We start from the raw sequence: 12,769 nt of genomic DNA on the forward strand, positions 1-12,769 counted from the left end.
CCTTACGTCATCCCTCTACCGGCGGGTAACGTTCGCCGCTCCTGCCGCCGCAAGGAGCTGCACCATGTCGTACGACCCGTACTTCCCCGAACCCCCCGCCCCAGCGAGGCAGCCCTGGGACTGGGACGCGCCGCCACCCCCGCCCCCACCTCCCGCGCCCTCCCGCTCGGCCGGTGACCTGCACCGGCTTCGCTCGGGCTATCGCAGGCTGCGTCGTGTCGCGACGTACACCGCGCTCGGCTACTTCGTCCTCTTCCTCCTGCTCTCCGGCTACGCGCCCGACCTCATGGCCGGCGAGATCAGCGGCGGCCTCACCACGGGTGTGCTCCTGGGCCTCATCACGCTGCCGGTGACCCTGGCCGCCATCGCGGCGTACGAGCGCATCGCCCGCGAGCGCGTCGACCCGCTCGCGGCCGCGATCCGGGCCGCCGCCGAGCAGGCCGCCGAGGCGCCCGCGCCCCGTCACGGCCGGCAGAGCCACCACGGAGCCTCCAGCTGGGACTGGCCGTCGGGAGGCATGCGCGCATGAGCGGGTTCAACTCCGACGCCCAGACCATGTCGTTCGTCGCGTTCATCGCCGTCATCACGGTCACGCTCCTGCTGTGCGTGATGACCGGGCCCGACCGCGACGACCTGGGCGAGTTCTACACCGGCTACCGCTCGCTCTCCCCCATGCAGAGCGGTCTCGCCATCGCCGGCGACTACATCTCCGCGTCGACCGTGCTCGCCACCATCGGCGTCATCGCGCTCGTCGGCTACGACGGGCTGACCCTCGCGCTGAGCACCGTCGTCTCCCTGGTCCTGATGATGTTCCTGCTCGCCGAACCACTGCGGAACGCGGGCCGGTTCACGATGGGCGACATCCTGACCCGCCGCACCCCGGGACCCGCCGTACGCATCACCGCGTGCGCGGTCACCCTGGCCGCTCTGCTGCCGCTGATGGTGTTCCAGCTCGCGGGCGCCGGCGATCTGCTCGCCTTCGTCCTCGGATTCGACGCGGACGGATTCAAGACCGGGGCGATCATCTTCCTCGGCGTGCTGATGATCGCGTACGCCGCGATCGGCGGCATGAAGGGCACCGCCTTCATCCAGATCGTCAAGACCGTCGTCCTGCTGGGCGCGGCCACCGCCATCGCCGTACTCGTCCTGAACCGCTTCGACTTCAGCGTGCCCGACCTGCTGGACGCGGCCAAGAAGGGCAGCGGGGCGGGCGACGCCTACCTCACCTCCGGGCTCCAGTTCGGCGGCGACCAGATCGACATGATCAGCGCACAGCTGACCATCGTGCTCGGTGCGGCGGTGCTGCCGCACATCACGATGCGCATGTTCACCGCCCGCAGCGCCACCGCCGTGCGGCGCTCGATGTCCTGGGCCGTGTCGACCGTCGTCGTGACGTGCCTGCTCCTCGTCGTCATCGGCTTCGGAGCGGCCGCGATCGTCGGGCACAAGGGGCTCGTCTTCGCCGACCCGCAGGGCAAGACCGCGTTCCTGCTGGTCAGTCAGGCCGTCCTGGGTGCGGACGCGAACACCTTCGAGTCGCTCGTGTTCACCACCGTCGCCACGGCGATCTTCCTCACGCTGCTCGCCTCGGTCGCCGGAATCACCCTCGCCTGCGCCAACACCCTGGCGCACGACCTCGTCGCGCACGGGGTACGCAGAGTCGCCCTGCCGCACACCGCCGAGATGGCCATCGCGCGAGGCGCCGCGGTCGGCGTCGGCCTCGTCGCGATCACCCTCGCGGCCTTCGCCCAGCACTGGAATCTCCAGGCGCTGGTCACGCTGTCCTTCTCCATCGGCGCCTCCGCGGTCGCCCCCGCGCTCGTCTACAGCATGTTCTGGCGCCGCTACACCCGCACGGGCCTGCTCCTGACCCTCATCGTGGGCGCCGGCAGCGCGCTCGTGCTGATGACCGGCACCAACCTCGTGTCCGGCACCCCGCAGTCCATGTTCCCCGAACAGGACTTCAACTGGTTCCCCTACACCACGACCGGCCTGCTCTCGGTCCCCTTGGGATTCCTGGCCGGCTGGCTAGGCACCATCCGTTCCCCCCGCGAGGCCTCGGCACAGCGCGAGCGCTACGAGTCGGTCGAGCCGACGATCCTGGCGGGCGCGGCCTCGGGGCGGAACTCGGGCTGACGTACGACGATCCGCTGCCCCAAGCTGCCCCAAACTGCCCCAGGGATGGCCACCATCCCTGGGGCAGTGGTGTGCCGGGGGGGGGCGGACGTTCACCGGTCCGCTCGCTCAACCGCGTTACCGCGTCGGCGGTCGTCGCCCGGCGGCACGGGTGCGGGTCGCCGTGCGCCAAAGGACCGTACGCCGACGTCAGTCCCGCGTCGGCGGGCGGTCCGTCAGCGCCGCGAGGCCCGTGCGGATGTGGTCGAGGTGGGCGTGGATCTCCTCCGCACGGCGCACGTGGTCGCGCAGTACCCGATCCGTCTCCCGGGCGATACGGGCCGCCTGCACCCTGGCGTCCTCGATCAACCGGGCCGCCAGCACCTCCGCGTCCTCCTGGCCGTGGCGAGCCGTCTCCTCCGCCTCCGCGAAGGCGCACACGGCCTCGGCGAGCCGGGCCTGGGCGTCGGCGGTCAGTTCGGCGTAGCGCTCCGCCGACGCGGCCTGCCGCGCCGCCAGTTCCCGTTCGGTCTCGTACCGGCGGGCCACCCGTTCCCGGTCCAGCTCCTTCAGCATCCCGGCCGCCCGGCGCCCGGACGCCTCCATGACGGCCAGCGCCTCACCGCGCTCCGCCGCGGCCTCGACCCGGGCAGCCTCGACCAGTTCCTCCGCGGTGGTACGCGCGGACCGGAGCGCACGCCGGGCGCGGGCGTCCGCCTCCTCGCGCACCTCCGCCGCCTGCTCGCCCGCCAGTTCCCTCGTCCGGCGGGCTCCCGCCTCCGCCGCCTCGCACAGTGTCTGCGCCTCCTCCCGCGCCATACCGCGCACGGCCGCGGCCTCGTTCTCCGCGAGGGTGAGCACCTCCTGGGCTCGGGGACCGAGCGGTGCGTACGTCTGCCTGCCCAGCGCCTCGGCGAACTGCCGCAGTCCGTCCGCCTCGGCCGCCAGCTTCTTGACCAGCAGCGTCAGCCGTGCCGCCCGCTCCCACGCCTCGTCGCGGTCCCGGGCCAGCCCGGCGACGTACCGGTCGACCTGATCCAGCCGGTAGCCCCGTCCGCGTACGGACAGGAACCTTCCATGAGCCGATCCCGCATTCATCCCTGGACTCCTTTCGGAGCGGTCGACGCGGGGACATCGTGCTCGATCGCGGCGAAGCAGTCATAACGCGACACTCCGCCACATAAACGAGGGCGCCCGATCCGTTCCCGGATCGGGCGCCCTGTTCGTCCGTGCGCGCGTACGCGCGCCGTCAGCAGGTACGGGTCAGAGCAGCCCGTCCCACATCTGCTCCAGCAGCACCGACCACCAGCTCTCCGGCGACGACAGCGCCGCCGGGTCCAGTGCGGCGAGCTGCGCCTGGAAGTCGACCGTCCAGCGACCGGCCTGCTCCGGGTTGAGCCCGAAGCGCAGCCGCCACATCCGGCCGAGCAGCGCCAGCGAGCGGGTGAACTCCGGCAGGCCGCTGTTCACGAACTGCGGTGCCATCGGCTGACCGCCCGGACCGCCTTCCACCGGCACCGCCACGATCTGGGCCGTGCCGTACTGGACACAGATCGCACGGCCGAAGTCGCTGCCGACGACGAGGTACGAGCCTGCGTCCGAGGCCGGCTGCACCTGTCGCTGCGCCGCGAGTTCGGCCAGTGTCGGCACCACCGGCTGGGCGGGCTGCGCCCAGAAGAACGGACCGAAGTCGGCCGGCAGCCCCGCCCAGACCAGGGTGAGCGCGACGACCTCCGGCACGCCCTGGCGGGACACGGCCCGCTGGTCGAACCGGCAGATGCCCTGCGGCCCGAACGCCCCCACCAGCTCCTGCGCGATCCCCTCCGGCGGGACCGGCGGTGCGGGCTGCACCTGCGGCAGCGGTGCGCGCACCGGCGCGGGGCGCGCCGGACCGTCCGCCACCTGATGCAACTCGCCCTGGTGGGTGAGCAGTTGCTGCATACCGCCCTGCCGGCTGGCGTGGTCCTTGCCGTACGGGGCGATGCTCGTGATCCGCGCCTGCGGCCAGGTCTCCCGGATCATCCGGGCGCAGTAGCCGCCGGGCAGTTCACAGGACTCCAGCTCGGTGTGGAGCTCCAGCACCTGGTCGTTGGGGACGTTCATCCCGCGCAGCTCATGGAAGATCTGCCACTCCGGATGCGGGGTGCCGGGCGCCGAGCGGCGGATGAGCTGCTGCTCGGAGCCGTCGGGCGCGCGGTAGCGCAACACGGCCTGGTAGCCGGGGCCGACGGTCGGCAGACCCGCCGGAGGCTGCTGCGGATAGCCGTACGCGGGCGCCGGGCCGGGCGGTGGGCCGGGCACCGGGCCGGGCGGCGGGCCAGGGGGCTGCGGCGGCTGGGGCGCACCGGGGCCGCCCTGGTTCGGGCCCGCGAGCATCGTCGCCGCGTGATGCACCCCGCCCGGCGGCGCCCCGGGCGCCCCGGGCGGGCCGGGGGGCTGCGGAGTGCCGGGCGCGCCGGGCGGACCCGGAGGCTGCGGCACACCCGGACCACCCTGGCCCGGGATCACGTTCGGGTTCGCGTTCGGGTTGGCCAGCATCGTCGCGGCGTGATGGACGCCACCCGGCGGCGTGCCGGGCGCCCCGGGCGGACCCGGCGGCTGCGGAGTGCCGGGACCACCCTGGCTCGGGTTCGCGAGCATCGTCGCCGCGTGATGCACCCCGCCCGGCGGCGTACCCGGCGTACCCGGCGTACCCGGCGCTGCGGGCGCGGCGGGAGGCTGCGGTCCCTCGGGGCCGAGCTGGGAGACCATCTGCGTCGGTACGTACCCACCCGCCGGAGCGCCGGGCCTGGCACCGGGAACGCCGGGCTCACCGGGCGGCGGCGGGGTCGTCGGGCCACCGCCGCGCGAACCGCGAGGCGGCAGGCTGGCCTTGCTGGTCGCGGCGTCCGCGATGTCACCGGCCGACGGACGCGCGGCAGGCTGCTGAGGCGCCGCACCTGAGCCGTGGCCCTGCGGGTCGACCGCGGGCGCGACCGCCGTACGCGGCAGGCCGCTTCCGCCCGACATCAGCGCGGTCGGCGCGTCGGCGCCGACCGAGGGCGGCGGGGTGTCGTCGTCGTCCGCCCCCGCGAGCGGCGGCGCGAACACCGTCGCCGGCAGCGGCACGGCACCGTCGTCCGACGCGGCATTCGTGTCGGTCCCGGCCCACGGCGTGGCGTCCGCAGGCGCGGCCGGGACGCCGTCGGAAGCGGTGGGCTCGTAGTCCACGCCCCCGGCGGCGGGCCACCCGTCGGCGGGAACGCCCGGCCCGGACTGACCCGTTGCCGGTGCCGGCACGGGCACGGGCGCAGGTGCAGGTGCGGGTGCGGAGGGCGATGCGGGTGCGGAGGGCGATATGGCACCGGAATCCGCGCTCGTGCCCGGCCACGCACTGCCGCCGATGTGCGAACCGCCGCCGCTGGTGCCGCCGGCCGGAACCTGCGCCGAAGACCCACCGGCAGCAGCACCTGCGCCGGTTCCGGGCGCGCCCGAACCGGCCTGGGCAGACGCGTCGCCGGACACCGGCCTCGCGTCAGCCACGCCCGGCGCCTGCGGGACACCTCCCGCGCCTTCCGCGCTTCCCGCAGCGGCCGCGGCGGCCGCAGCCGAGCCCGGCCACGCGTCGCCGCCGACATGCGAGCCACGGCCGCCGGTGCCGCCGTGCGACCAGCCGGCACCCGCGGCGGGCTGTCCCGCGCCGGAACCCTGCACAGCACCCGTAGCACCCGTAGCGCCCTGCCCCGCGCCGGAATCCTGCGCCGCGCCCGCAGGCGACCCCTGGCCGCCGCGCGTACCCCGCTGGTCCGGGATGCCCAGCCTGTCCGCCGCGTCCTGCAGCCACTCCGGCGGACTCAGCAGGAACGACGTCTGGTTCAGATCGATCCGCTCCGGCGGCGGCGCGGCCGCGGCCGCCGCCACGTCCGGAGTGCCGTACTCCTCCTCGTAACGACGGATCACCTCGCCCACCGGCAGCCCCGGCCACAGCGTGGCCTCCCCGCTGTCCCGGGCGATGACCATCCGCTGCCGGCCGCCGTCCGACGTCGGGCCCTCCGCGCGGTCCTCGGCCCACACCACGAAGCCCAGGTCGAACTCCCGCACCCGCACCTCACGGTGCTGGTACGCGGGCACGTCGCCGTTGATCCACTCTTCCGCGCGCTCCTGCGCCTGCGCGAACGTCACCATCGAGAAGCTCACTCCCCCACCGGGACGGCGCGCGCGAAGCCGCCGTCCACCATCAGGTTCGCCACGGTCTCCAGCTCCGGCGGATTGCCCGCCAGCCGGGACAGGAACGCGTCGAAGTCGTCGCCGCACGGCAGCAGCAACCGCTCCACGCGGTCGGTGACCGTCCAGCCGTCCTGGTCGCGGGCGTCGTCGTACGCACAGAACCACACCGATCCGACGCCGCCGCCGCGGACCTTCACCGCCAGCAGCCCGCCCTGGACGAAACCGACGCCCAGGTAGTCCTTGGTCAGATGGTCCCGCAGGCACTTGTTGACGTACACGAGGTCATTGACCGCGGCCTCCTCACGCACCGTGAAGAACGGCTGGTCGATCAGCAGCCCCAGCTCCGCGTCCAGCGCCGCGCCCACCGGCGCACAACCGCCCGCCGCCTTCAGGAAGGAGCGGTACGCGCCCGGCAGGCGGTATCCCAAGTCCTCCTCCACGCCGAGGAGTTGCTGCTCGGTCACCGACACCGCGCCCTTGGGCAGCCCGAAGTGCGCGGGCCGGGTCTCCTGCAGCGGACGCGTACCCCGCTTGCCGTGGTCGACCGCGGCCGTCGCCACACCACCGTGGTGCCGCAGCAGCGCCTTCACCTCGACCGGCACGAGCTCCAGCCGGCGGCCGCCCGCGACGTGGTGCCACGTCCAGCCGTGCGGCGTCGCCACCGCCGGAATCGTGTCCCACAGCTCATGGCCGTCGGCCGCCAGCGCGGCGTTCGCCGACACGTAGTCCGTGAGCCGCAGTTCGTCGACACCGAAACCCTCCGGGGGTTCGGCGATCTCCGCGGCGGCACGCGCATACGGCGAGAAGTCCGGAAAGCCGTTTTCGTCCATCCGGACACCCTGCGGATGCCGAGCGGCCCTCACCGGGTCCGGAAAGTGCACGACCTGCCCGGCGTAGGCCGCGTTCGGTGGCGCGGCGTTCCCCCGGCCCTGAGGGCCGGGAGGTGCCCCCAGCCCGATCCGACCTGTCGTCATGGCGGTTTGCCCCCTGCTGCGTCCGGCTCGTTCACCACAGCCTATGCGGTGGGGCAACAGCGGCCACCGCCCCTCCACTTCCGTAACGAACCGTCACTCCGGTGTGACCCTGAGCCGAAGCCGGGACGACACAGCTACACGTTTCAGTCACCCCGCTTCCTTACCTGCCGCCCCATTTGGCAGGCTGTCCCCGCAACTCGGGGGATTGCAGGGAGGGACAACAGCACCATGCACACGGCACCGCAGACGGCACCATCGGACACCACCGGTGACCCCAGACTCAGCTGGAGCAGTGCGGAGGCCGCAGGGCGCCCGCCCGCACTCCGCTTCCGCCGCGACGGCATCCTGCCCACGGTCGCCGCCGCGCTCTGCGTACGCGGCGAAACCCTCACCTGCACCGCCGGCAGGGGCGATCAGCCACCCACACTCCACCCGCTCGTCCAGGACTTCCTCGACACCCTCACCAGCGGACAGCGCGAACGCTTCACCGGCCGCTGCCCCGAAGCGATCCTGCTCTCACGCCACCTCGGCGCCGCCGACTCCGCCCGTTCCAAGCGCGCCCAGCGCAAACCCCTCACCCACGGCGAGGCCCGCCGTTCCCTCAAGCACGCCAAACTCACCGCCCGCCGCATCCGCGAGGACGGCGACCCGCTCCACGGCAGCTACGCCGCACCCTGCCGTTCCTGTACGGCGATGCTCGCCCACTTCGGCGTCCGCACCGTCGACCCGGCCCAGAACCAGAACGGCTGAACACGCACCCATGCCCGACCACCCCCTCAGCACCACCCGGTTCCCCGTCTCCGTGGACGCCGCCCTGCGCGACGCGGGATGGCAGCCGGGCCGCTGGGACATCAAGCTCGCCGAACACTGGGCCGACACCCTTCGCGCCCACGAATCCCCCGGCGGCCACCGGCACGCCGTCTTCCCCGCCGCCGTCGAGGCCTGGGCCGAATTCGGCGCCCTCCTGATCACCCCGCCCGGCCCCGGCCGCCAGACGGCACCCGCGACCGTCCGCTTCGACCCCCTCGCCGGACTCCACCTCGCGCGCACCCTCGGCGACCTCGGTCGCGCCCTCGACACCGAGATCGCGCCCCTGGGCGAGGAAGGCGACGCCCAGGCGGTCCTCGCGATCGACGCCGAAGGCCGCGTCTACAGCCTCGACCACACCGGCGACTGGTACCTCGGCCCCGACCTCGACCAGGCCCTGACCGCTCTCGTCACCGGCAACCAGCCGCCCCGGCTGACCACGTCCTGAGACCCCGGCCCCACGGCACCACGCCGCCGACGACCCCATCACACCGCGCGCGGCCTCACACCGCCACGACTCCACGGCAGCTCCACGGCAGCTCCACGGCCTCACACCGCCGGCAACTCCACGGCGTCACACCGCCGGCAACTCCATCGGCAGCACCGCCGACACCCGGAACCCACCCGCGTCCGTCGGCCCCGACACGAACACCCCGCCCAGCGCCGAGACCCGCTCCCGCATACCCACCAGACCGTTCCCCCCGCTCGGCAGCCCCGCATCCGCCACGCCGCGCTCCGAGGGACCGTTCTCCACCTGCATCGCGATCTCCGCGTCGCGATGAGCGACCCGGACCCACGCCTTCGCGCCCGCCGCGTGCTTGTGCACGTTCGTCAGCGCCTCCTGCACCACCCGGTACGCCGTCTGCTCGACCTCCGGCCGGTACATCCGCGTCGCACCGTGCACCGTCAGCTCCACCGCCATCCCGGCCTGCCGGGACTGCTCCACCAACGGCTCCAGATCCGCCAGCGAAGGACCGTCGCCCGCCGCGGCGGCCGCCGCGGCCGCGGCCGCCGCACCCACCGCCGCCAACGGCACCGGCTCCGGCTCCGCCGCCCGCGCCGCGACCTCCTCACCGGCCCGCAGCACCCCGAGCATCTCCCGCAGCTCCGTCAGCGCCTGCCGCCCCATGTCCCCCACCAGAGCCGCGTTCCGCACCGCCTTCTGCGGATCCTTCAACGCCACCGCCTGCAACGCCGCCGCATGCACCACCATCAGACTCACGCGGTGCGCGACGACGTCGTGCATCTCACGCGCGATCCGGGTCCGCTCCTCCGTACGCGCCCACTGCGCCTGCTGCTCCGCACGGTCCGCCAGCAGCGACAACTCCTGCTCCAGACTCACCGCCCGCTCCCGCAGGCTCTCCATCAGCCGCCGCCGCGCCCCGACGTACAGACCGAGCAGCAGCGGCGGAGCCGTCAGGCCGACCGACATCACGACGGACACCACCGGCACGTACCAGGGGCCCGGGTCGAAGTCGGTCGTGGAAACGTCCTGGTGGGTCCTGACGAACGTGACGATCAACGTCCCGAGCAGCGACATCCCGGCCAGCGCGGCGATGACCCGCCGCGGCGCCTCCGACGCGGCGAGCGTGTACAGCCCGACGATCCCCATCAGGAAGCCCATCTCGGCCGGCGTGATCGCGACCGAGACCAGCACCACGGCGACCGGCCACCGGCGCCGCAGCACCAGCACCGACCCGGCGATCAGCCCGAGGACCACCCCGAACGCCACCGGCACCGCGGCCGTCTGCGCGAACCGCACCCCCTCCACGGCACACTCCACCGCGGACACGAGAGCGAGCCCCACGTCCAGCACCGCACTGCGCCGCCGCCCCCACCACAGCGGGCTCCGCGGGCTGTCGCCCGCAGAGTCCTGGTGTGCCCCCGTTGTGGTCATGCCTCCCAGACTACGAAAGGCCGCCACCGAATTTCCGGCGACTGCAGCAGCACGAAACGTCATCGAACACGAACGCAACCCACGACGAGCGCTCGAACCAGTGAATCGAGCACACCTTCGACCCGGACGCCCGCATTCCGGACGAGCCTTGACGTATGCCACGTTCCACCAGGAAGTACGCCGACCTCGAAGACCTCCGCAAGCAGGCGACCGCCCTCCGCCGGGAGGGCCTCAGCCTCCGCCAGATCCGTGACCGACTCCACATCGACAACAACGAACTCCTCAACCGCCTCGTGAAGGGCGAGCCCCCACCGGAGTGGACGAAACGACCGAACGCGAAGGACGACCTGCGAGCGCGGGCGAGGGAGCTGCGGCAGCAGGGCATGACGTACGACCAGATCCAGATGGAACTGGGGTGCTCGAAGAGCTCGATCTCCCTGTGGGTGAGGGGCCTGCCGAAGCCGGAGCGCGGACGCAGCCGGGAAGAAGCCGCCGAGATCGCCCGGAAGGGCTGGGAGGTGAGGCTCCGGCTGCGCGAAGGAGAGCGTAAGGAGACGAAGGCCAACGCGACCTCGGAGATCGGCACACTCACCGACCGAGAGCTGTTCGTCCTTGGCATCGGCCTGTACCGGGCGGAAGGCACCAAGGACAAGCCGCACGCCCGCAGGGAGCGCGTGACGTTCGTCAACAGCGACCCAGGGATGATCCAGACGTTCCTGGCCTGGCTCGACCTCCTCGGCGTGGAGCGGGACCGGCTCGCGTACCACGTCATGATCCACGAATCCGCCGACGTCACCGCCGCCGAGCGCTATTGGGCCGATCTGGTCCGGGCGGACCTCGCCCACTTCGGCAAGACGACGATCAAGCGCCACAAGCCGAAGACCGTCCGGAAGAACACCGGAGAGGCGTACCGCGGCTGCCTGGTGATCCACGTCCGCCGGAGCGCCGAACTCTACCGTCGCATCGAGGGCTGGTGGTGCGGCATAGTAGGGGCTGCGTCCGCGCCGGATCTTCGGAATCGGGCATAGCGGTAATCCCGGGTCGTCTAAGGGCAAGACGGGAGATTTTGGTTCTCCATATGGGGGTTCGAGTCCTCCCCCGGGAGCTCACAGGGCGGGTCCTGATCTCCACGGTCAGGACCCGCCCTCATTTCACCCCTGAAACCCCCCGGTATCCTTCGGGTGTCCACCACCCGAAGCCGAAGGGCATTCCCGTGAGCGCCAACCGCCCGGCCGCCGTCGTCGTCCTCGCCGCGGGTGAGGGCACCCGCATGAAGTCGAAGACTCCCAAGGTTCTGCACGAGATCGCCGGGCGCTCGCTCGTCGGGCATGTCGTGTCCGCCGCCCGTGAGCTGGAGCCCGAGCAGCTCGTCGTGGTCGTCGGGCATGCGAGTGAGCAGGTCAAGGAACATCTCGCCGCGCACTACGCCGGGACGCGCACCGCGTTCCAGGCCGAGCAGAACGGCACGGGTCACGCCGTCCGCATGGGGCTCGAGGAGCTCGGGCGGACGCCCGAGGGCACCGTGGTGGTCGTCTGCGGGGACACTCCCCTTCTTTCCGGCGAGACGCTGACCGCGCTCACCGCGACGCACGCCGCCGACGGCAACGCCGTGACCGTGCTGACGGCCGAGGTGCCGGACTCCACCGGCTACGGCCGGATCGTGCGGGACGCCGCGACCGGTGCGGTCACCGCGATCGTCGAGCACAAGGACGCGACAGAGGCCGAGCGGGCGATCCGGGAGATCAACTCGGGTGTCTTCGCCTTCGACGGGCAGCTGCTCGCCGACGCGCTCGGCAAGGTGCGCACGGACAACAGCCAGGGCGAGGAGTACCTGACGGACGTCCTTGGCATCCTCCGCGAGGCGGGTCACCGGGTGGGCGCGTCCGTCACGGCCGACCACCGGGAGATCCTGGGCATCAACAACCGGGTGCAGCTCGCGGAGGCCCGCCGGCTGCTGAACGAGCGGCTGCTGGAGCGGGCGATGACCGCCGGTGTGACGGTCGTCGACCCGGCGTCGGTGGTCGTGGACGTGATGGTGACGTTCGAGCGGGACGCGGTGATCCACCCGGGTACGCAGCTGCTGGGCGCCACGCATGTCGCCGAGGACGCCGAGGTGGGGCCGAACACCCGGCTGCGGGACACGGTGGTCGGCCGGGGTGCCCGGGTCGACAACACCGTGGCGGACGGCGCGGTCATCGGCGAGGCGGCGTCCGTCGGGCCGTTCGCGTATCTGCGTCCGGGTACGAAGCTGGGCACGAAGGCCAAGGCCGGTACGTACGTGGAGATGAAGAACGCCACGATCGGCGAGGGCACGAAGGTGCCGCACCTGTCGTACGTCGGGGACGCGACGATCGGTGAGTACACGAACATCGGTGCGGCGAGCGTCTTCGTGAACTACGACGGCGAGGCGAAGCACCACACGACGATCGGGTCCCACTGCAAGACGGGGTCGGACAACATGTTTGTTGCACCTGTCACAGTGGGGGACGGCGCCTACACGGCGGCGGGCTCGGTCATCACCAAGGACGTGCCCCCGGGTTCGCTCGCGGTCGCCCGTGGCCAGCAGCGGAATATCGAGGGCTGGGTGGCTCGTAAGCGCCCGGGAAGTGCGGCCGCGCAGGCTGCTGCGGAGGCTGTCAGGCAGTTCAACGACGGGAGCTGACCGGAAACGAGTGCGTCAATCTCGGCGTACCGTGATACGTACACACGATTCGGCTGGCTCGCCGCACAAGGGACGGGCGGATCAGCAGCAGAGCGACACGTCTGAGGA

Annotated in this window: 10 protein-coding genes and 1 tRNA gene; 7 read left to right on the forward strand and 4 right to left on the reverse strand. The window is 72.5% G+C overall.

From position 1 onward, the window contains the following. The first annotated feature begins 64 nt into the window (after positions 1-64). Positions 65-529: a DUF485 domain-containing protein gene (locus OG766_RS14255; RefSeq protein WP_328725475.1), complete on the forward strand. Its 465-nt coding sequence runs from the start codon at positions 65-67 to the stop codon at positions 527-529. Continuing rightward, entirely contained in the window at positions 526-2,136 is a 1,611-nt protein-coding gene (locus OG766_RS14260; protein WP_266378754.1) for a sodium/solute symporter, read from the forward strand. Before OG766_RS14255 ends, OG766_RS14260 begins: the two co-directional genes overlap by 4 nt. Before the next feature lie 189 nt (positions 2,137-2,325). Here OG766_RS14260 and OG766_RS14265 read toward each other — a convergent pair whose 3' ends face one another. From OG766_RS14265 to OG766_RS14275, 3 genes are all read right to left on the reverse strand, one after another. After that, on the reverse strand, positions 2,326-3,213 hold the full coding sequence (locus OG766_RS14265) for a hypothetical protein (RefSeq protein ID WP_328725476.1): 888 nt from the start codon (positions 3,211-3,213) through the stop codon (positions 2,326-2,328). 165 nt (positions 3,214-3,378) lie between these two features. After that, positions 3,379-6,279 (reverse strand): SUKH-4 family immunity protein, encoded by a 2,901-nt coding sequence (locus OG766_RS14270; RefSeq protein ID WP_328725477.1) that lies wholly within the window; start codon positions 6,277-6,279, stop codon positions 3,379-3,381. An 8-nt stretch (positions 6,280-6,287) separates the two neighbouring features. Further along, a complete protein-coding gene (locus OG766_RS14275) occupies positions 6,288-7,295 on the reverse strand; it encodes an SMI1/KNR4 family protein (protein WP_266378763.1) in 1,008 nt (335 codons plus the stop codon). 228 nt (positions 7,296-7,523) lie between these two features. Between OG766_RS14275 and OG766_RS14280 the strand changes: the two genes are divergently transcribed. Together OG766_RS14280 and OG766_RS14285 are read left to right on the forward strand one after the other, a co-directional pair. Next, positions 7,524-8,045 (forward strand): YwqJ-related putative deaminase, encoded by a 522-nt coding sequence (locus OG766_RS14280; protein ID WP_328725479.1) that lies wholly within the window; start codon positions 7,524-7,526, stop codon positions 8,043-8,045. A gap of 10 nt (positions 8,046-8,055) precedes the next feature. After that, on the forward strand, positions 8,056-8,550 hold the full coding sequence (locus tag OG766_RS14285; RefSeq protein WP_266378769.1) for an SUKH-3 domain-containing protein: 495 nt from the start codon (positions 8,056-8,058) through the stop codon (positions 8,548-8,550). 126 nt (positions 8,551-8,676) lie between these two features. Here the strand turns inward: OG766_RS14285 and OG766_RS14290 are convergent, their stop codons facing one another. Then, complete coding sequence (locus OG766_RS14290; RefSeq protein ID WP_328725480.1) at positions 8,677-9,999, reverse strand: sensor histidine kinase; 1,323 nt, start codon at positions 9,997-9,999, stop codon at positions 8,677-8,679. A 155-nt stretch (positions 10,000-10,154) separates the two neighbouring features. Here OG766_RS14290 and OG766_RS14295 point away from each other — a divergent pair, with 155 nt between their 5' ends. From OG766_RS14295 to glmU, 3 genes are all read left to right on the forward strand, one after another. Then, positions 10,155-11,027: a hypothetical protein gene (locus OG766_RS14295; protein WP_328725481.1), complete on the forward strand. Its 873-nt coding sequence runs from the start codon at positions 10,155-10,157 to the stop codon at positions 11,025-11,027. Between the two features lie 6 nt (positions 11,028-11,033). After that, positions 11,034-11,104, forward strand: a tRNA-Gln gene (locus tag OG766_RS14300). A gap of 108 nt (positions 11,105-11,212) precedes the next feature. After that, positions 11,213-12,661 carry a bifunctional UDP-N-acetylglucosamine diphosphorylase/glucosamine-1-phosphate N-acetyltransferase GlmU gene (gene glmU, locus OG766_RS14305; RefSeq protein WP_266378777.1) on the forward strand — a complete coding sequence of 483 codons (1,449 nt, stop codon included), beginning with the start codon at positions 11,213-11,215 and terminating at the stop codon, positions 12,659-12,661. Positions 12,662-12,769 lie beyond the last annotated feature (108 nt).

Source organism: Streptomyces sp. NBC_00259 (assembly GCF_036181745.1).
GTDB lineage: Bacteria > Actinomycetota > Actinomycetes > Streptomycetales > Streptomycetaceae > Streptomyces > Streptomyces pratisoli.